Annotated in this window: 19 protein-coding genes; 12 read left to right on the top strand and 7 right to left on the bottom strand. The window is 39.2% G+C overall.

Going from position 1 to position 20,810, the window contains the following annotated elements; genetic code table 11:
* The first annotated feature begins 7 nt into the window (after nucleotides 1-7).
* From ACQQ2I_RS01085 to ACQQ2I_RS01125, 9 genes are all read left to right on the top strand, one after another.
* On the top strand, nucleotides 8-565 hold the full coding sequence (locus ACQQ2I_RS01085; RefSeq protein ID WP_431028718.1) for a sulfurtransferase TusA family protein: 558 nt from the start codon (nucleotides 8-10) through the stop codon (nucleotides 563-565).
* Nucleotides 566-586: 21 nt separating this feature from the next.
* Entirely contained in the window at nucleotides 587-982 is a 396-nt protein-coding gene (locus ACQQ2I_RS01090; protein WP_391372862.1) for a DsrE/DsrF/DrsH-like family protein, read from the top strand.
* Nucleotides 983-1,083: 101 nt separating this feature from the next.
* Nucleotides 1,084-2,211, top strand: coding sequence for an MBL fold metallo-hydrolase (locus ACQQ2I_RS01095; RefSeq protein WP_431028719.1), 1,128 nt, complete (start codon nucleotides 1,084-1,086; stop codon nucleotides 2,209-2,211).
* Nucleotides 2,212-2,438: 227 nt separating this feature from the next.
* Nucleotides 2,439-2,666: a sulfurtransferase TusA family protein gene (locus tag ACQQ2I_RS01100; RefSeq protein WP_431028720.1), complete on the top strand. Its 228-nt coding sequence runs from the start codon at nucleotides 2,439-2,441 to the stop codon at nucleotides 2,664-2,666.
* Between the two features lie 60 nt (nucleotides 2,667-2,726).
* Nucleotides 2,727-3,512 carry a sulfite exporter TauE/SafE family protein gene (locus tag ACQQ2I_RS01105; RefSeq protein ID WP_431028721.1) on the top strand — a complete coding sequence of 262 codons (786 nt, stop codon included), beginning with the start codon at nucleotides 2,727-2,729 and terminating at the stop codon, nucleotides 3,510-3,512.
* Nucleotides 3,513-3,695: 183 nt separating this feature from the next.
* Nucleotides 3,696-4,733 carry a TlpA family protein disulfide reductase gene (locus ACQQ2I_RS01110; protein ID WP_431028722.1) on the top strand — a complete coding sequence of 346 codons (1,038 nt, stop codon included), beginning with the start codon at nucleotides 3,696-3,698 and terminating at the stop codon, nucleotides 4,731-4,733.
* A 61-nt stretch (nucleotides 4,734-4,794) separates the two neighbouring features.
* Nucleotides 4,795-5,052 carry a metal-sensitive transcriptional regulator gene (locus tag ACQQ2I_RS01115; protein WP_431028723.1) on the top strand — a complete coding sequence of 86 codons (258 nt, stop codon included), beginning with the start codon at nucleotides 4,795-4,797 and terminating at the stop codon, nucleotides 5,050-5,052.
* A gap of 53 nt (nucleotides 5,053-5,105) precedes the next feature.
* Entirely contained in the window at nucleotides 5,106-5,447 is a 342-nt protein-coding gene (locus tag ACQQ2I_RS01120) for a rhodanese-like domain-containing protein (RefSeq protein WP_431028724.1), read from the top strand.
* 789 nt (nucleotides 5,448-6,236) lie between these two features.
* Entirely contained in the window at nucleotides 6,237-7,154 is a 918-nt protein-coding gene (locus ACQQ2I_RS01125; protein WP_431028725.1) for a methyl-accepting chemotaxis protein, read from the top strand.
* A 72-nt stretch (nucleotides 7,155-7,226) separates the two neighbouring features.
* On the opposite strand, the gene ACQQ2I_RS01130 is transcribed toward ACQQ2I_RS01125, so the two are convergent.
* From ACQQ2I_RS01130 to ACQQ2I_RS01140, 3 genes are all read right to left on the bottom strand, one after another.
* Entirely contained in the window at nucleotides 7,227-7,931 is a 705-nt protein-coding gene (locus tag ACQQ2I_RS01130; protein ID WP_431028726.1) for an ABC transporter ATP-binding protein, read from the bottom strand.
* A 1-nt stretch (nucleotide 7,932) separates the two neighbouring features.
* Nucleotides 7,933-9,564 carry an ABC transporter permease gene (locus ACQQ2I_RS01135; RefSeq protein ID WP_431028727.1) on the bottom strand — a complete coding sequence of 544 codons (1,632 nt, stop codon included), beginning with the start codon at nucleotides 9,562-9,564 and terminating at the stop codon, nucleotides 7,933-7,935.
* 71 nt (nucleotides 9,565-9,635) lie between these two features.
* Nucleotides 9,636-10,703, bottom strand: coding sequence for a Fe(3+) ABC transporter substrate-binding protein (locus ACQQ2I_RS01140; protein ID WP_431028728.1), 1,068 nt, complete (start codon nucleotides 10,701-10,703; stop codon nucleotides 9,636-9,638).
* Nucleotides 10,704-11,077: 374 nt separating this feature from the next.
* On the opposite strand from ACQQ2I_RS01140, the gene ACQQ2I_RS01145 reads away from it, so the two are divergent.
* Nucleotides 11,078-12,376, top strand: a complete 1,299-nt coding sequence (locus ACQQ2I_RS01145) for an acetamidase/formamidase family protein (RefSeq protein ID WP_431030420.1) — start codon at nucleotides 11,078-11,080, stop codon at nucleotides 12,374-12,376.
* Between the two features lie 65 nt (nucleotides 12,377-12,441).
* Here ACQQ2I_RS01145 and ACQQ2I_RS01150 read toward each other — a convergent pair whose 3' ends face one another.
* From ACQQ2I_RS01150 to ACQQ2I_RS01160, 3 genes are all read right to left on the bottom strand, one after another.
* Nucleotides 12,442-14,049 carry a Na/Pi cotransporter family protein gene (locus ACQQ2I_RS01150; RefSeq protein WP_431030421.1) on the bottom strand — a complete coding sequence of 536 codons (1,608 nt, stop codon included), beginning with the start codon at nucleotides 14,047-14,049 and terminating at the stop codon, nucleotides 12,442-12,444.
* 332 nt (nucleotides 14,050-14,381) lie between these two features.
* Nucleotides 14,382-14,945 carry a hypothetical protein gene (locus tag ACQQ2I_RS01155; protein WP_431028729.1) on the bottom strand — a complete coding sequence of 188 codons (564 nt, stop codon included), beginning with the start codon at nucleotides 14,943-14,945 and terminating at the stop codon, nucleotides 14,382-14,384.
* A 167-nt stretch (nucleotides 14,946-15,112) separates the two neighbouring features.
* Entirely contained in the window at nucleotides 15,113-16,297 is a 1,185-nt protein-coding gene (locus tag ACQQ2I_RS01160) for a CaiB/BaiF CoA transferase family protein (protein WP_431028730.1), read from the bottom strand.
* 475 nt (nucleotides 16,298-16,772) lie between these two features.
* On the opposite strand from ACQQ2I_RS01160, the gene ACQQ2I_RS01165 reads away from it, so the two are divergent.
* Nucleotides 16,773-16,997 (top strand): DUF2187 family protein, encoded by a 225-nt coding sequence (locus tag ACQQ2I_RS01165; RefSeq protein ID WP_431028731.1) that lies wholly within the window; start codon nucleotides 16,773-16,775, stop codon nucleotides 16,995-16,997.
* Between the two features lie 317 nt (nucleotides 16,998-17,314).
* On the opposite strand, the gene ACQQ2I_RS01170 is transcribed toward ACQQ2I_RS01165, so the two are convergent.
* Nucleotides 17,315-18,484: a CAP-associated domain-containing protein gene (locus ACQQ2I_RS01170; RefSeq protein WP_431028732.1), complete on the bottom strand. Its 1,170-nt coding sequence runs from the start codon at nucleotides 18,482-18,484 to the stop codon at nucleotides 17,315-17,317.
* Between the two features lie 618 nt (nucleotides 18,485-19,102).
* Between ACQQ2I_RS01170 and ACQQ2I_RS01175 the strand changes: the two genes are divergently transcribed.
* Nucleotides 19,103-20,614, top strand: coding sequence for a class I adenylate-forming enzyme family protein (locus ACQQ2I_RS01175; RefSeq protein ID WP_431028733.1), 1,512 nt, complete (start codon nucleotides 19,103-19,105; stop codon nucleotides 20,612-20,614).
* The last annotated feature ends 196 nt before the right edge of the window (nucleotides 20,615-20,810 follow it).

The following is a 20,810-nucleotide window of genomic DNA, read 5'->3' on the forward strand; positions in this document are numbered from 1 at the left end:
TGAATCAATGATTAAAGCGGATGTACAGTTAGATGCAAAAGGTCTTGCTTGTCCGATGCCAATCGTTCGTACGAAAAAAGCGATGAACGATTTAGTCGAAGGGCAAGTATTAGAAGTACAGGCAACGGATAAAGGTTCAAAAGCGGATATTTCAGCTTGGGCAAATACAGTGGGGCACCAATATATTGGGACGCACGAAGAGGGCGATGTGTTATATCACTACATTCGTAAGTGCAATCCTGAAAATGCCGCAGAAGCAGAGAAAAAATTTGAACAAACGATTTCAAACGATGAAATTACGTCTCGAGAAGGAATCATTTTAGATGTTCGCGAAGCAGCAGAATATGCTTTTGGTCACGTACCGGGCGCAAAATCGATTCCAATGGGTGAATTAGAAGCCCGCATGAAGGAATTAGATATGGATCAAGAGATTTACGTGATTTGCCGCACAGGTACACGCTCTGATATGGCTGCACAAATGCTTGCCAATGCAGGTTTCAAAAAAGTATACAATGTTTTACCAGGTATGAGCGAGTGGAACAGTGAAGTAGAAAAAAATATTTAATCAATTAGGGGGAAGCTAATTATGTCAAATAAAGTAGCTATTATTGCCGCAAACGGTGGCATGTTCGACGCTTATAAAGTATTCAATATTGCAACGGCAGCAGCCGCTTCTGAAAAAGAAGTAGCCATCTTCTTTACATTCGAAGGTTTAAACTTAATTCATAAACAAGGCATGCAAGCATTAGAGATGCCAGCAGGAAAAGAACATTTTGCAGAAGGATTTGCTAAAGCAAACGTACCGGCAATTCCACAACTAGTAGAAATGGCACAAGAATTAGGTGTAAAATTCATCGCTTGTCAAATGACAATGGATGTAATGGGTCTGACAACGGAAGATTTTGTTGATGGTATTGAAGTGGGTGGCGCTGTAACATTCCTAGAATATGCAAAAGATGCAGCACCAACGTTAACGTTCTAATAAATAAATTTTTCTGAATGGATTTAGGCATACTAAGAGCAGTGAGGTAGCCCCTCACTGCAAAAAAATCGAAAAAATAATACCTACGGGGGTAATTTGAGATGACAGTAAACAAATGGACAGCAGCAGATGTTGCACGTAAAGTAATCGACAATAAAGAGTTATTTATTTTAGACGTTCGTAATGCAGATGCATTTGAAGATTGGAAGATTGATGGGCATAAATTTGAGTATTTCAACATTCCTTACTTCGAATTATTAGACGGTGTGGAAGAAATCTTACCAAAGATTCCAGCAGATAAAGAAGTATTAGTTGTATGTGCAAAAGAAGGTTCATCTATTATGGTAGCGGAAATGCTATCAGATGCAGGACGTGAAGTAGCGTATTTAGAAGGCGGTATGAAATCTTGGTCCATGTACCTTGAGCCAATCAAAGTGGGTGACTTAGCTGGTGGCGGTGAATTATATCAATTCGTTCGCTTAGGTAAAGGCTGTCTTTCTTACATGGCTATTAACGAAGGCGAAGCGGCAATTATCGATGCGGTACGTTTCACAGAAGTATTCACAAAATTTGCTGAGGAAAAAGGTGTGAAAATTACGCACGTATTTGATACACACTTACATGCGGATCACATCTCAGGTGGTCGTCACATTGCAGCTGAAACAGGCGCAACATACTACTTACCACCAAAAGATGCAGAAGAAGTTGTGTTCGAATACACAGCATTAACAGATGGTTTAACGGTACAACTTGGGGCATCAGAAATTGAAGTAGGCGCTCTTTACTCACCAGGTCATACAATCGGTTCTACTTCATTCGTGATCGATTCAAAATATTTATTAACAGGTGACATTTTATTTATCGATTCAATTGGTCGCCCAGACTTAGCTGGTTTAGCAGAGGATTGGGTTGGTGATTTACGTGAAACACTTTATAAGCGTTACCGTGAGCTAGCAGAAGACTTAGTCGTTTTACCAGCACACTTCATGATTATTGAAGAGTTAAACGTGGATGGTACAGTTTCAAAACGTTTAGGTGACTTATTCGCTGAAAACCACGGCTTAAACATCGAGGATGAAGAAGAATTCCGTCGCACAGTAACAGACAATTTACCACCACAACCAAATGCGTACCAACAAATCCGTCAAGTGAACATGGGTAAAATTACACCAGACAATGACGAGCAAACGGAAATGGAGATTGGACCGAACCGCTGCGCAGTTCGATAAGTAACAGAGGAATATATCCTAATATCGCCGCACCTGTGCGGCAACGGATATGTGACCGACATCGTGTCGGCCTCGAACCGCTGTGCAGTACGTTAATTAAAAAGTTATGAGATGATTGCCTCATGAAATGTTATACGTATGCTTGCCTCATGCTCAAGAGGCAAGCAACTGTCCTGATGGGCAAAATTGAAAATCGCTTACAAAATCAAAGAAAAGAGGAATTTACTATGAATATTACAAAAACGTTAGATGCAAAAGGCTTCGCATGTCCAATGCCAATCGTGAAAACAAAAAAGGCTATCGATACAATTAACTCTGGTGAAGTATTAGAAGTATTAGTAACAGACAAAGGTGCATTAAATGACTTCACGGCATGGGCACAAGCTGGTGGACACACAATTTTAGAACAAAAAGAAGAAGCAGGCGTGCTTTACTTCTACATTCAAAAAGCATAATTAAACCAAATAGCGGGTAACTTGTTTACTCGCTATTTCTATTAGAAAGAAGGAATAGAGATGGATTTCTCAATTACGTATATCCTCGTCATCTTCGGCCTAGGGTTTATTGGTTCATTTTTATCAGGGATGCTAGGTGTCGGAGGGTCGATTATTAAATATCCAATGCTGCTCTATATTCCACCGATGTTCGGTTTAGCAGCATTTACAGCACATGAAGTATCGGGGATTAGTGCAGTGCAAGTATTATTCGCCTCTATTGCAGGTGTGTGGGCTTACCGCAAAGGTGGTTATTTAAATAAGCAATTAATTATTTACATGGGTGGAGCGATTTTAGTTGGTAGCTTCATCGGTAGTTATGGTTCTGGATTTTTATCGGAAGAGGCCGTGAATATCGTTTATGGTACGCTTGCATTAATCGCAGCAGTGATGATGTTTATACCGAAAAAACAAGTAGATGATAAGCCATTAAACGAAGTCACGTTTAATAAACCATTAGCAGCAGGTTTAGCATTAATTGTCGGAGTTGGTTCTGGGATTGTTGGGGCAGCAGGTGGATTTTTACTAGTGCCGATTATGTTGACGGTTTTACACATCCCGACACGTATGACGATTGCTACAAGTTTAGCGGTAACATTTATCTCATCTATCGGTGGTAGCGTGGGGAAATTAATGACGGGGCAAGTGGATTACTGGCCTGCCTTCATCATGATTATCGCCAGTATTTTAGCCGCTCCACTTGGGGCAAAAGCGGGTAAAACAATGAATACAAAAGTGCTACAAATTATTTTAGCACTCATGATTGCTGCAACTGCTATTAAAATTTGGGCGGATATTTTATTTTAGACAGAACTTCTGCGACCACCGCAGGAGCAATATTTATTGATGGATAAATAAATAATCAAGGAATAAAATCTTTTTGTATAGAATACTAGAGGGGATTCATAGGCGTATAGCTAGTGAAATCCCCTTTTTCATCGATATAAGCTTTAGCATATTATAAACTGATAAAAGAGGAGGGGAGAAGGGGTGTCATATATTACTATAGGGAATGCAACCGTGCCGGCATTATGGATTAGCGTAGTGGCTGCTTTACTCGTATTATCACTGTTATATAGAAAAGACTTGCAAATAAAAGCATTAAATGATGCCGTCTTTACATACGTGCTTGTATGGAAGTTAAGTTATATTCCACTATCTTTTTCAGCCTTTATTGCTGCACCGTTATCGGTACTGTACTTTCATGGTGGGTACATAGGGCATATACTAGGCGTTATTGTCGGGGCAGTCCAATTATACCGAAAACGTATAGTAGATGAGGACTTTTTAAAAGTATGGGGGAAGCTATTTGCCTTCATATTTTTCTTTCAGGCTTTATTCGTAAAGGATATGCTCATCGTACTACTTGGGGTAGCGTTGTTCGTATTTTGGTGGTGGAAGCCAACGATGGTAGCAAGCGTGCTAACGGCCTTTTTCCTACAGCTTGCAACGGAATGGAATAGTATAACGGTCATCACGTATGTACTAGGTGTTATAGTGATATATGGATTGCTAAAGTATAAGCAACAACTGAGCTCTTTCATTGTACAGGTCCTTGTACTATCGATGGTGGCAATTGTGATGCAGCAAACGTTGCCGGAGCCAACGAAGGTAGCAGGAGACCAACGAGATTTTACACTACAGTCACTTAGCGGGGAGACGGTATCTTTATCTGATTATGAGGGAAAAATCGTAGTACTTAATTTCTTTGCTACATGGTGTCCACCGTGTAAAGCAGAGATGCCCCACTTGCAGTCGTTTCATGAGAATAGTACAGAGGACGTTGTATTATTAGGTGTGAATTTAACAAAGCGTGATGATGGAATAGAAGTACTGGAGCAGTTTGTCTATGATTATGGCGTAACATATCCGATTTTATTAGATGAACAAGATGAAGTAGGAACGCTATATAATATTTTATCCATTCCGACTACGTATATTCTAGATCAACAGGGACGTGTTGTAGAACGAATTGTTGGACCAGTTGATAATGGGACATTAGAAAAAATTACCGATACATTAAAATAAAGATAGTTGATTTAATACCCGAAGGGGTATATAATAAAAATATAAAAAGGAGGCGCATTCAATGAAGTACGATGCAAAAACGATGAATCGGATCAAAAGAATTGAAGGGCAGCTTCGCGGAATTTTACGCATGATGGAAGAAGAGAAGGACTGTAAAGAAGTTATTACACAGTTAAGTGCTGTTCGTTCAGGCGTAGACCGTACAATCGGTGTGATCGTAAGTAATAATCTGATGACATGTATTCAAAATGCAGATACAGAAGATGAAATGAGCGATACAATTCAAGAAGCGATTAACTTAGTTGTAAAAAGCCGTTAACAGATGTTTTTTAGATATAATAATGTACCCTTAGCGGTATAAGGAGGAGCAACATGGAAACCGGAATTATAATAGCAGTCATTGTGCTATTTCTAGTGTGGCGCATGAAGCCAACAAAAGGTGTAAAATCGATATCAGCACACCAGTTAAAGCAAGAATTAAGCGATTCGAACAAAGTGTTTATTGATGTTCGTACACCGGGGGAGTTTAAAGCCCGTAATATTAAGCAATTTAAAAATATGCCGCTTGGCTCAGATTTATCTAAATTACCAAAAGACAAAGAAATCGTCGTCATTTGTCAAAGTGGTATGCGTTCAGCACAAGCATGTAAACAATTAAAAAAATTAGGTTATGAAAAAGTAACAAATGTCCGTGGTGGTATGGGGGCATATTAAGTTTAATTTTCTGAACAATATAAAAAACCGCGCTTCTTGAGCAGGAAGCGCGGTTTTTCACGTTTCTTATAGAGGTGTTCTTACAATGTCCAAATTTTGGGTGAGTGAATTTCGGATACACGTTCAAAAGTAGCTTTTCTACTTTTGCGGAATGTGAACGTCATGCGAAATGTTTTTCGCTTCTGCGATACGCAGAAACGAATTTGGAACTGACTTCATCATACATCAAAAAACTATTAAAATGTGTGTTTTAACAGACCTTTAATATAACTGTAACGCTTTAGAAAACGGGTTAAATATACATTGAATGCTTTTGTACCAACAACTGAGGTGGAATTTTCATGAGAATTTTATGACATTCACTTTACAGATGTAACAGGAGTATTCATTGTTGGTAACAACATATTTTTAATGTACACAACATGCGTATTGATTTACTTCAGCTAGTGTCGAAAGGAATGGATTTTTAGCCCGTACTTTTCCTACTGGAGTCGAGTCACCTCTATTCTCATCAACGAGCAAGCGCCTTTTATTAACCGTTTCACTAAAAAAATCACGCGTATCACCTACTATTATTTGTATAATATTTGTGTTATAGTAATAATGTCCCTTTTCAATAGTGTGAAAAATGGAATTTACTTAAAACTAAGTACTTATGGCTTACTTATGGTTAGTGAAGCGGTTCTGTAAGTCATATTTTTATTCTTTTATTTTATTTTTGGTTCTAGAATATTTTTTTGAATCATAAAATTATTTGTATGCAATCCAATCCATTAATAGGAGATATTTATGAACAATACAAGACATACTGAATTAGTCACAGACCAACATATCATGAAAGCCCTCGAAAAAAACCTAGCCATTATCCATTTCAATACAAACAAAGAAGTAGAATATGTAAATGATCAATTTGCGAAAACCGTCGGCTACAACGCTTCAGAAATGATTGGCATGAATCACCGTATGTTTTGTTTCCCAGAGTTTGCAGATAGTCCAGCTTATACGCGTTTTTGGAACGAACTGTTAAAGGGAAAAAGTTATCAAGATAAAATTGAACGTCGCCATGCATCAGGGAAGACGATTTGGTTAGAGGCTACATATATGCCTATATTTTCGTCTGAAGGGTATAGAAAAGTAATCGGTGTTAGTAAAATTGCAACTGATATTACAGAACGGAATAATACGGTACTAGCATTAGCTAGCAACTTAAAGGACATGTCAGAAGTGCTAAACGAAAAATCTCAAATAGGTCGTCAGGACAGTATGACACTTTTACAAAACATCCAACAGATTGAAGCAGCGACAGCACAAAATCAAAAAAGTTTAAAAGAATTACAACAAGAAGCAGAATCGATTACAACCGTTGTGAAAACGATTCGTGAAATTGCAGCACAAACGAACCTGTTAGCGTTAAATGCAGCGATTGAAGCAGCACGGGCAGGTGAACATGGTCGGGGGTTTGATGTCGTAGCAAAAGAGGTACGCCATTTATCGGATAAAGTGTCCCAATCCATTGGAGAAGTAAAAACGAATGTAGAAGGTATTATTGAAAAAATTGATGCTGTCGCTTCCAGTATTGAATCCATTACGTCTAATGTACAGGCTAGCTCGCAACAAATTGAACAAACAACAGAAGGATTTACAGAAATCGCCAAAACCGCTGCGTCGCTCGACCAAAGTACAAGCAGTTTTTTAACGAAAATTTAAGCTGAATAGATAGGTGTAGGTAATAAAAAAGTAGGTGAAGACAGTGCTCCACCTACTTTGGTCATTTAAAGCTTAGGACAATACCATTTTTGTTTCTTCTTTTAAAATATCGCATGGACGCCCCATTTGCTCGATTTTGCCGTGATTTAGCTTCACGATACGATCGGCGATAGCATGGGCATCATCCTCATCATGCGTTACAAAAATCGATGTAATCTTTGCTCGCTTTAAAATGTCCCGTAATTCTTTTCTGATTTTTACTTGTAGCTCGGTATCTAAATTACTAAATGGCTCATCTAATAATAGCAAACGCGGATTGGGTGCGAGCGCTCGTGCAATCGCAATACGCTGTTGCTGCCCACCACTTAACTGATAAGGATATCTATTTTCGTAGTCTTCCATTTCAACTAGCTCTAGCGCTTCTTTTAACCGCTTACGGCGTTCGCCTTTCGGTAAGTGGCTAATACCAAATAAAATATTTTTCCCAACGGTCATATGTGGAAACAAGGCATAGTCTTGAAATACCATGCCAATGCCGCGTTTTTCAGGTTGTATAAAGGTTTTACTGTCAAAGATGACTTCATCCTGCACATGAAAAGAGCCACTACTTGCATATTCAAGCCCGGCTAATATGCGTAAAATCGTACTTTTCCCGCTACCACTTCTCCCCAAAATGGAAATGACCTCACCTTTTTCAATGGCAATTGTAAATGACTGAATCGTTTCTGTTTTGGCAGAAGGATATGAGAAGCACAAATTATTAATCGATAAGTACATGTTAGCTCTGCTCCTTTTCAAGTAACTTGTTAAAAATAAAAATGGCAAGGGCACTAATCGCGATAATGAATAGGGACGCTTGGGATGCTTCCATAATTTTTTCATCACTTGCATATTGGAACGCTTTCGTTGCAAGTGTATCGAAATTGAAGGGGCGCAAAATAAGTGTTAGTGGAATTTCCTTCATAATATCAATAAACACTAAAATAAAGCCACTCACAATCGCACCTTTCATCATCGGTACATCCACTTTAAAAAAGGTTTTGGTTACACTAGCACCTAAAAGTCTTGAAGCATCTCGGAAATTTGTGCCGATTTTCTCATAACCGGCCTCAATCGAGTTGAAGCCAATAGCGAAGAAGCGGACTAAATAAGCCGCAATGAGCATGACAAGACTGACGCTTAGCACAAGCGTTGAATCGAATCCTAGCTTTACGTAAAGTGGTGCGAGCCATTGATCGAGCTGAATAAAGGCTGTGACAACGGCAACTGCGATGACTGCCCCTGGAATGGAGTAGCCTAACACAGAAAGTCGAGTTAGTAGTTTTGCGATTGTCCCTTGGAATAGTCGATTAAAGTTACCGACAATCAACGCGAACGCAATAATCAGCGTAGCGCTAATGGCTGCGACTATACTTGAGTTTTTCACGTAAATCGCAAAATCTTCGAATGGGATTTTGCCGAATGTTAGCACAAACCAGTCCATCAGTTGAAGGACAGGAATGAAAAAGCTTAAACTAAAAATAAGCATACAATAAAATGTTGCTAGTCCTGCCTTTATGCCGCGTAATTTTACCAGTTTTAATGGTCTAATTTTCGTACTCGCATAGCTAAACTGCTTTCGCCCACGAAGTACCTTCTCTAGTATTAAAATAAGGATTACAAACCCCATAAGAGAGGCGGCGAGTTTTAGCGATGTATCTATATCCCCTAAGGAGAACCATGTTTGGAAAATAGCTGTACTAAATGTTTGGAGACCATAATATTTCACAACGCCGTAATCGTTTAATACTTCTAAAATGACTAAGCTCGCTCCACCAACAATCGCTGCCCGTGAAATGGGGAGTACAACCTTAAAGAAAATGTTAAACGGCCCTTTTCCAAGCATGCGAGCACTTTCAATGAGTGTCGCGGATTGCTGTGCTAAAAACACACGTACAATCGTATAAACATATGGAAACAAAAACATGGTGTAAATAAAAATCGCACCTGGCATGTTCATAATATCGAAGTAAGCGGCATTCACTTCGATGTTCAGCTCATTGCGTAACGTCGTTTGCACAACACCGGTATAATTTAATATGCCATGATACGTATAGGCTCCTATAAAGGGCGGAATGGACAATGGTAAAATCAGTGCCCACTTAAAGAATCCGCGCAAAGGAAATTGATACTGAGCGATGAGCCAAGCAAGACTTGTTCCTAATATAATGGTGAAAATACCTGTGAAAAATACGAGAAGAACGGATGTACGTATGAAATCAGCTAAAATAAATTCTTTAATATGTACCCAGTTTTCGTTTGCAGGCATAAATAGACCTTCAATAATTGTTATATTAGGACCTACAAGAAATAAAATGATACAGATTGACAAAATCGACCAGCCGTTCAATTTACTGATGAACCTTTGCATATGAATTGACACCTCTACATATATAGCAAGAAGCCCTTGCTGCTAGACGCAACAAGGGTTATATCGTTTTATTATTTCCAACCTACTTCGTTAAAAATCATAACGGCTTTTGCATTATGATCGCCTAAAGTAGAAAGTGGAATATCTTGCTCTTTAAATTCGCCCCAAGAAGTCAGCAACTCTGAAGAAGATGCTTCTGGGTTTACTGGATACTCATAGTTTGCTTCTGCAAAAACAGCTTGTGCTGCAGGAGCTGTTAAATACTCTAATAATTTTACTGCATTGTCTTTGTTTTTGGAAGCTTTAATTACACCTGCACCGCTAATATTTACATGTGTGCCTGTTGTGTCTTGGTTCGGGAAGAAGACACCTAAGCGCTCCGCCACTTTTACTTCTTCTGGTTCAGCTGAGTTTAACATTTGGCCGTAGTAATATGTGTTCATAATCGCAACATCACCAATACCAGCAGCAATTGCTTTTGCTTGGTCTCTGTCGCCACCTTCTGGATTACGAGCGAAGTTTGCTACGAGCCCGTTTGCCCACTCTTTTGCTTTTTCTTCGCCGTCAATTTCGATAAACGAAGCAAGTAAAGATTGGTTGTACACATTTTCAGAACCGCGAATTAGTACGCGACCTTTCCACATGTCCTCTGTTAACGCTTCATACGTTGAAAGCTCTTCAGGTTTTACTGTTTCTTTATTATATACGATCACGCGGGCACGCTTTGTTAAACCGTACCACATTTGATCTGCGTCCTGGAATTTCTCCGGCACTTGTTGAGTTAATGTGTCGCTTGAAACAGCCTGTAAAAGCCCGTCTTCTTTCGCGCGGAATAAGCGTGCCACGTCAGCTGTTAAAAATACATCTGCTTTTGTTGCGTCACCTTCACGTTTAATGCGCTCTAAAAGCTCATCTGGCTCGCCTTTAATGACATTTACCTTAATGCCCGTTTCTTGTTCGAACGCTTTATATAGCTCATCGTCTACATCGTAGTGACGGCTTGTATATAAGTTTACTTCTTTAGATTCTGTCGCCGTTTCTTTTTCTGACTCTTTTGGTGTGGCAGAGTCACTATCATTACATGCTACTAATAAAAGCAACATGCTAAATGCTAAAAATGTAAATAGCTTTTTCATCATTCATTTCTCCTATCCCTTTATTGAAAATGATTATCAACTTTGATTATAAATATCAAAATAAAATAGTCAATAGTTTTATACAAAAAGATTATGGTAAGTAGGTGAGAAAAGTCTCATTTTAAGGGATGAAAAGAGGAGTAGGTGTGAGGTAAACCTATAAAATGTATAACAATTGTAGAATTCACTTAGTATTCCTCATATGTATGGTAAAATGAATACAGATTATTTCAATCCATAAAAAGGTTTTGTAAGTAAAATTTATGAAATCTATGTATTGATGATAAAGGGAAGTGAAGGTGAGTAAGGTGTATAATGGGCAAAATACAGTACTATTGGATGCAGCACAGCCAGCAGAAGTGCAGCAGGAACAACGAGTGAAAGCAGTTGAAACATTGTTCGTCAATGAATTTACTGATGGAATAATCGGGCCAGAAAGTGAATTTTTAGGTCCGTTACGAGATGGTGGTACGATTATTGCGAATACAGCACCAGGCTGTTGGGGACCAATGTTAACCCCTGCCATTAAAGGCGCAAATGAGGTCACAAAGCCAGTATACATAGAGGGAGCCGATATCGGTGATTCCGTTGTTATTGAAATCCAATCCATTCAAGTCACATCCATTGCAACATCTTCTGGTGTAGAAGAACGTCTAGTGGATCGTTATATTAGTGAGCCATTTTTAAAAGTAAAATGTCCAGGCTGTGGGAAGCTTCATCCACAAACGACTGTTAATGGCATCGGTTCAGACGCGATTCGTTGTGCAACGTGTTATACAGATACGGCACCAGTAAAATTTGCGAATGGTTATACAATGGCCTTTCATCCGAAAGGGGAAATAGGCGTTACAGTTGGAAAAGAAGCAGCGCGTAAAATCGCAAGTCAGCCTGAACACTATTTACGTCTACCGGAAAATGCTGTACAACATCCAGTTGTGAGCTTGGCGCCAAGTGATCTAATCGGTGTGGCGACACGTATGCGCCCATTTATTGGTGAAATCGGCACAGCCCCATCTAAATCTATGCCAGCGTCTAATAATGCCGGCGATAGTGGGCTACCACTTGTGAATGCACAACATGAATGGCAATTAACAAAAGATGAATTAGTGAAGCATTGTACGGATGGCCATTTACATTTACCACAAGTACGCGCGGGAGCGGTATTAATTTGTCCAGTTCGTATAAAAGGCGCTGGGGTGTACCTTGGCGATATTCATGCCATGCAAGGAGCAGGGCAAGTGGCAGGGCATACAACGAATGTATCAGGCATTATTCAGGTGAAGGTGAGTGTATTAAAAAAGGTGGCGGTAGAGGGACCGGTAGTATTACCGCATACAGATGATTTACCATTTTTAGCGAAGCCACTGTCAAAGGATGAACGGAAACTAGCGCGTGATGTAGCGGAAGAGCATGGAATCAAACAAATGGAAGAGGCATTTCCGATTGCTGTTGTTGGCACAGGAGAGTCGATTAATGGCGCGACAGAAAGTGCATTGTATCGCATGGCGAAACTGGTGAATATACCGGTTACAGAGGTAAAGAACCGGGCAACTATTACAGGTGGGGTAGAAATCGGACGTTTCCCAGGACTTGTCACCGTTACCGCACAATTCCCGAAAACCATGTTGAAAAATGCGCGTCTATTTAAGTATGTCAAACAGCAATATGATGATTAACGTGCTATAGCAATGCATAAAAAAACATGAGTCACGGAAATTTTCCGCTGACTCATGTTTTTGTTTTATTTTGTTTCAATGACGGTTTGTGCAATGTTTACAGCATGGTCCCCGACACGCTCTAAGTTGCTAATAATATCAGCAAAAACAATACCAGCAGAACCAGAACATACGCCTTCATTTAGACGAAGGATGTGACGCTTACGTAGCTTACGTTCCATTTCGTCAATCTTATCTTCATTTGCCATGACTTCTTCGGCAAACTTAACGTCACGTTGATCGAGTGAACGGATCGCTAATGAGACTGTTTCTACTGTTAGCTCAAACATTTCGTTTAACTCTTCCATCGCGTCTGCACTTAGCTTCACGCGGTTGTTCTCTTTATACTCAATTAACTCAATTAAGTTTTCAAAGTGGTCCCCGATGCGTTCGATATCACGAATGTTTTCAAGCAGTGCATGGTGGACTTTTGAATCTTGTTCAGATAACGATTGTTTAGACAATGAAACTAAATAGTCCGTTGATTTTTGATCTAAACTATTAATCGCTTCTTCCAGTTGTGCCGTTGTATTAACATGCTTATTGTCTTGTGTATTTAAATATTGCATTGCTTCTTGTAAACCATGCACACTATATTCACCCATACGTACAATTTCCTGTTTTGCTTGTCCAATGGCAATCGATGGTGATTGTGTAATTAAGCTATAGTCTAAATATTTCGGTTTATATTCAATCGTTGTCTCTTCACCTGGAATAAGGCGTGTAACTAGCCAAGCCCAAAAACCAATCAGTGGTAATTGGATTAATGTGTTCACAACGTTAAATGTACCATGAGCAAAGGCGATTTGCATTTTTTCTTCAAGTCCAAGTACACCTGTAACCCATTGCATATAGGCAGTGAATGGACCTAATAAAAGTACAAAGATCATCGTACCGACAACGTTAAATAGTACGTGTGTGGCAGCTGCACGGCGCGCCGCAACCGATGCACCAAGTGCGGCTAAAATCGCGGTAATTGTTGTACCGATGTTATCTCCAAATAGTACAGGTAATGCACCTTCCAGTGGCACTAGCCCTTCAGCATATAAACCTTGTAGAATCCCTACTGTTGCAGATGAAGATTGTACAATTAAAGTAAATACTGTCCCAACGATTACCCCTAAAATAGGTGTATCACTCATACTGACTGTTAAATCTAAGAACGGTTGCCATTCGCGAAGTGGCTTCATCCCACCACTCATCAACTCTAAACCGATAAATAGACCTGAAAAACCAAATAGGACTTGTCCGATATTTTGAATAGAACTTTTCTTAAAGAAGAATAACAAAATAGCCCCAAGTGCCATAATTGGGTAAGCATAATCGCCTACATCAATCCCGATAATAAAGGCGGTTACCGTTGTCCCGATATTTGCCCCCATAATGACACCGATTGCTTGGCGTAGCTTCATGAAGCCGGCACTTACTAACCCGACTGTAATAACGGTTGTCCCTGAACTTGATTGGATCAGGACTGTTACAATAATCCCGACTAATACGCCCATTAGTGGGTTTGTTGTAAATTTATCTAGAATGTCACGTAAACGATCCCCAGCTGCTTTTTGAAGACCGTCTCCCATAAACTTAATTGCAAAAAGGAATAGACCTAGCCCTCCAAGAAATTGAAATATCATTTCTTGCCAGTTAATTTCCACCATTGTCACCTCAAATAAATTTTTCACGGACAACCTCATGTTTTAGATGAATGTCCGCATAAAAGAGTGCATCTCAACCTATTTTCATAGAGATGCATATTTCCTGTCTTAGTATTACGTTTCTATGTGAGGAAGTAAATAAAATTACAAAAATGCAATATTAAATTTACATTGCGTTTACAAAAGTACAACGAAATCGTCATATTTCTTCACGCTAACTTAAAAATACTTTGTTATTCTAAAGTTTTGGAATTAAATTGGAAGATTGAATGGTGTAAAAAGCTCGTACACCATAAGGTGGTACGAGCGAATTATGCAATTTTGATAATAGAAGCGATTGGCATATGTTGTATCGATTGTGTTCGATATGTTGTTAGTTTCCCTTTATAACAGAGCTTTATTCCTTGTATGTATTGGAAGTCCGTCGGTTTGATAAAGTACGGGCATAAATCGATGGAGATGCCAGCGCGCAAAAATAGAAAAGCGATGAATTGTGAGCAAAAAAATGCGTAATCCCGTTTCAAGCGAATACGAAAAGCAACACAAAATAGACCGATAAAATTATATTTAAATTTATTTTTATACTGTTTGAAATAAGCAATTTCCATACGTAACTTTTCATATTGTGTATTTGAAACAGTCAGTTGGTAAATCGCACAATTAGCTTCTCTCAGTAATTTTGACTGGGCATCTTCTTGTACAAACCCCCCGATTAATGGGTTATTTTCGTGTTTTCGACCGAAGCTATACATTTCCTTCAGTTCAGGGTCAAAAGCAATAGATATATGATTAAAGTTTTCCTGTGTATATACTTGAATCGCTCGTGATAAAACAGAGCCTGTTTCTGTTAAGACGATATAAATAGTTTTACTCATATAGTCACCTCCGCTATTCTCCTTATACTATAGCAATTGTTTCTTAATAAACTTTGAGTACAATTCTTAATATTCTATTAAATTATTACGTATAAGGTAGAAAAAGGATTCACTCATTAGAAAAAACCGTTTCGACATATGTTCGAAACGGCTGATAGGAAATGCTTTTATTGTAATACCCCTGTTTCTGTTAAAACAGCGATCTCCTCGGCTGAATAGCCAACTTCTTTTAAAATTTCAGTTGTATGTTCGCCCAATTTTGCCCCAACAAATCGATAAGATGGTTTGACCCCGTCAAATTTGAGGGCAGTCCCGATTTGGCGTTGTGTGGTGCCATCCTTCTTTGGCACTTCTACTAACATATCTCGCGCGATGATTTGCGGGTGGTCACACGCTTCCTCAAAAGTAAGCACGGGCTCCACACAGCCTTGGAAGTCATCGTTGAAAATTTCTAACCATTCGGCATATGTTTTCGATTTAAATGCATCACATACTGCTTCCTTAAAGCGCATTTGTGTGTAGTGTGAATCATTAAATGTGCTATCGATAAGCTCAGGAATTTCCAGTGCCTCACATAACAGTTTACGGAACGGCGGTTCAAGACTCCCTACGGAGAAATAACGATGATCCTTCGTTTGATAGAAGTCATAAAATGTGCCGCCATTTAAGATTTCCTCTTCTGGTTGTGGATTGCGACCGCTACCGAAGAACTGCGAGCCGTACAATGCATTCATCGTAAAGACCGCATCTGTCATCGATACATCGATGTATTTGCCTTCGCCTGTTTGTTCACGATGTAGCGCTGCAGCGAGCACCCCTACTGCTGCATGCAATGTCCCACCAGCGATATCGGCAATTTGAATGCCCATCGATACTGGTTTTTTGCCTTTATGACGCGAGTGGTCGAGTACACCCGCAACGGATAAATAGTTGTTATCATGGCCTGGACGAGTAGCAAAAGGGCCTGTTTGTCCATATCCCGTAATGGAACAGTAAATTAATTTTGGATTGATAGCTTTTAGCGTTTCGTAGTCAAGACCGAGACGCTTCATGACGCCAGGGCGGAACCCTTCGATAATAATGTCATAGTCTTTTAGCAGCTTTTTAATAATCGTGACTGCTCCCTCTGTTTTTAAATCAAGGCTGAGCGATTTTTTGGAACGGTTTAGATGCTGGTGCATATAAGCCTCTTGATCTTCATCGTATGGTGGCATAATACGCATTAAATCTACCCGTTTCGCTGATTCAATATGAATGACATCAGCCCCTAAATCTGCAAACATCATAGTTGCAAGTGGTCCTGGCAACAATGAAGAAAAGTCGAGAATTTTTAACCCACTTAGTATTGTCATTTTCCCATCCCCTTTATTTTGGTCAATAACAAGAATCTGTAATAATACAGGTAATTATATTGTTAACAGTATTATAACAGTTGTTTTTATAAAATTATATATGTAAATCACATTATAAGGGAAATTAATGAATAACAGTTGTTACTATTTATTGTATATTTAGAAATTTACACATATAAAAGGTACTTGCTCGTTGATTGGAGCGGAGGTGACTCGACTCCTGCAGGAACAGCACGAGCTGAAAATCCATTTATTTCGGCAATAGCCGAAATAAATTAGTTGAAGCCGTGCCTGCGGAAAGCGAGTCAGCCGTAGCGGAAATCAACGTATTCTAATGCTCTATTTAACAGTAAAAGGTAAATCAACACGCGTGATTTGAAAATATTTTATTCATACAGTAATAATTTTCTGAATTTTCATATAAAATAATAAGAACGGGGAGTGTTTTAAAAAAACGGACAAGGGGGAAGGGATTATGTATTTACCGAAAGCAAAAGCGAATGACCAAATTCTTTTTAATCGCTTCAATGAGACATTAGAGGCGACCGTGATTAAACGTTACGAAAATTCTGTTGTTGTGAGACTGACAGAAGATTCATATAAGAAAGTTCATGAAGAGCTACCAAATGACTTAACAGTCGTGAATGATAGAAACTATCAAATTATGTATAGAGCAAGTGAAAATAAAGAGCTTGCATAAATGGAAGAAGGGGTGTCTAGAAAATGAAAAATTCTGGACACCCCTTCGTGACGTTTCGAAAGTCTCTCGTGTTGAGCCTATCTCCAACGCAGAGACGGAGTAAAAATAGGGAAGTCGCGTAAAAAAGCTTCGAACCCGCGTAAAAGTGTAGGAAAGTCGCGTAAAACCGCTCTAAACCCGCGTAAAACCATAAAAAACTCGCGTAAAATCCCCCGACAAACACAAAAACCACCCTTATGCGTAAGGATGGTTCATATGAGACGGGGAGACAACCTGATTTTTTCCTTGAATAATATCTACTAAGACATATTGCTCTTTTATTGTTTGTAAAAGTTAATGGTAAAGTACGGGGCACCTTTGTTCGTAAAAGCTACACCGACAAGGATATGTGTAAAGTTAGAGCGCAAAATATTTTCACGATGATTTGCTGAATTCATTAATGCTTCATGGGCATAAATCGCGCTATACTGACCATAGGCTAAGTTTTCACCGTACCATGAGAAGGTTAATCCCCCTGCATCCATCCGCTCTTTGGCACTCTCACCATCCAGATTTGTATGGCTAAAGTATTGATGCTGAACCATATCTGCACTATGATGACGACCAATGGAATTATAGTCTGGTGTATAGATTAAAGGATTCAATCCTTCTGCAACACGAGCCTGATTAATGAGGTGGACCATCATTTCTTCCATCGCATCACGATAGGCACTCGACATGTCCGTACGGAAGAAGCCCGTTTTAGATGCTTCTGTTTCTGCCGCTACCCATGTGACAGAACGGACTGTATTGTGTTTGAAAATATCATAGAAAAATGTCACATAGTATTGGCCGATTTTATACGTATTGCTTAGTATATTGCCGGATTTATCGGTATAGTTTTGCGTGTAGTTTGTATTGCCTTTTTTAATAGAGTGGAGTGGTTTACCGTATTTACGTTCCACAACGGACCGACTATCCCCAATGTTAATCCCGAATACAGTTTGACCCGCTCGTGTTTCATAGCCCCCAACTTCTTCGTCATGGGCATAGCCCACTAAATAAAAGTTTTCATAGTCTTCGTTTGCCATATTCCATAGCATGTCATATTCAGACTGAAAGGATTTATACGCTTCTTGCTCTGGCGTATCCACTGTTAGGAAGGGGATATTGATCGTTTTATTTATTGGATTGCCAGTCGTATCACGAACAAGTGGTGACACAACTAATGTATATGCTGTGTTATACGATAAATTGCTCGCCGGTTTTATCGTTAATGTATTTTGCGAGACGGATGTCGTGACCTCCATTTTTGTTGAACCTTGGGTGATGTACACGTTCTGTGCCACTGAGCTAGGGTCAATACTATGATTAAATATAATGGTCCATTTTTTATCCAATGCTATATTCGAAAAGTTTGTCCGCGTGTTTGCCGTAGCAGCTTGTGAAAACGATGTAAGGCATAGGATGACGGCAATTGCCATCATAATTGTTGTAAGTTTCCTCATATCTATACAGCCTCTTTTATTTTGATTTTGTCTATGTTTGTTAGTTCCTTTATTGTGAGTAAACGATGAAAAAGTATACAGCTTAATATGTATTAAAAACTTTGATTTGTATAAAAATGCCGACATTTGTAGCGTCCATATCGTATCCGAGCAAAAGCTACGTTATCCGGTCAAAACCTTCATATCGGTTAATGTTGAACGTCAATCGTTATGTTGGAACATTAAAATGAACGTATAAAATACAGATAAATCGCGTGATATAAGAAAAATTTTTTTAACGAGTTAAAAGCTTGATTTGTTTTTGTACAATAAAATCAGTTGCATCGATGTTCCTAAAATGTCGTTATTCACGCATGGTAAAAAGTGTATATTAAATGAAATTTTACTAATGCTATTTTCACATTATAAGCGAAATGGCTATGAAATTTAATAGGGGTGAATCTGTCTAAGTGTTATATAGTTATTTCTTGGAATAATATTTTGATATATTTCATGTTTTTGTGACTTGTTTACATAAAATGTACTTTTCGTTATATTGAACTTAAAATTCAGAAAATTAAAGAGCGGGGAGTAATTCAATAGAGAGGTAAGAGTAAAAGACGATTGGAGGGAGAAAGTATGGCATTTAATATTGGACAAATGTTAGCAAATCGGGCTAGTTTGCTAGGAAAAAAAGAAGGCTTCGTACGCAGTCACATACGGTTCACTTTTACAGACATGAACAACCGGGCAAATGCGATTGCCCATTTTCTACTGGAAAACGGTTTTAATAAAGGTGATAAACTAGCGATTGTTTGTAAAAACAATGAGGACTTTGTGGCTGTATTTTTCGGAGCCGCTAAAATTGGCGTGATCTGTGTAGCGGTCAATTGTAAGCTACAAGCAAAAGAAATGGCAGCCATTTTTAATCATAGCTGTGTCAAGGCGGTCATGTATGACGAGGCATTAAAACCAATCATTGAGCAAACGAAGGCGGAAACGACGGTTCGTTATTATATATCGAATGGTATAAGCAATGAGGCGCATGTCATTGCAACGATTGTACAGCGTTATCCATCTGATGAGCCCGTCTATCAATCGTTTGACGATGAACCAATCTTAATGATGTATACATCGGGTACAACAGGTACTCCAAAGGGGGCGATGATTTCCCATCATAATTTGCTTGCTGCTGCGGTTAGTCTTTCTACAACGATTACATGGTGGGAAACGGATCGATTTTTGCTAGTTGTTCCGATGTCTCATATTGCAGGCTTTGTGCCGCTTATTACGAATATCCATACAGGAGCGACAACGATTTTAGCAGAGGATTTTGAGCCCATTTCGGTATGGTATACGATTGAAAAAGAGCGGATTACAACGATGATGTCTGTGCCAGAAATGCTTGCTTCACTCATTAAAGCACTTGCGATTATGAAGCCGAATCTATCCACCATTCGTACGATTACATGTGGGGCGGCAAGTGTACCGCAGCAAATTATCGTCGTGTTTAAACAGTTCGGTATTCCTGTCCAACAAGTATATGGGATTACAGAGTATACAGGCAGCTTGACAATGTGGCGTAGCGAGTTCGATGAGAAAAAATACGGCTCAAAAGGGAAAACGGTGATGTATAGCGACATGAAAGTGATCTCACTTGAAACAGGCGAAGCGCTACCTCCGTATGAAAACGGCGAAGTGATTTGCCGTGGACCACAAACCTTCCTTGGGTACTATGAAAATGAAGAAGCAACAAAGCAAGTGCTAAGGAACGGTTGGTATTATACAGGAGATATCGGTCATCTGGATGAGGAAGGCTTCTTATATTTAGTAGACCGTGTAAAAGACATGATTGTCAGTAACGGTGAAAAAATTTACAGTGCCGAGCTTGAATCCGTGCTCCTGAAGCATCCAGCTGTCGTGCAAGTGGCCGTCGTCGGTGTGCCCGATGCGTATTTTGGTGAAATTCCAAGAGCCTATGTAGAATTAAAAGAAGGGATGCAGTGCACGGCGGAGGAGTTGATGGATTTTTGTCGTCAACAATTGGCAGCGTATAAGGCAATCAAAGAAGTCGTCTTTGTGGAACAGCTCCCTCGTAATACAGTCGGGAAACTAGTTAAAGGGGAGCTAAGAAATTTACAGAACCATTAATCTAACAAAAATACTAATAAGGCGATTCAAGTTATGAACAAATTTCATTACTTGAATCGTTTTTTATGATAGAAATACTTAATTTATGAACATTTATCCCGCATTAACGGGTAGTAAGACTCCCACCTCAATGCTTAAGAGAATCGAGAAGCGTAGGTGGGAGATCAACTACCCGTAAAAGCCCGATTGGTGAAGG

Origin of the sequence: Lysinibacillus sp. LZ02, assembly GCF_050613145.1 — a bacterium.
In the GTDB taxonomy this organism is placed as follows: domain Bacteria; phylum Bacillota; class Bacilli; order Bacillales_A; family Planococcaceae; genus Lysinibacillus_B.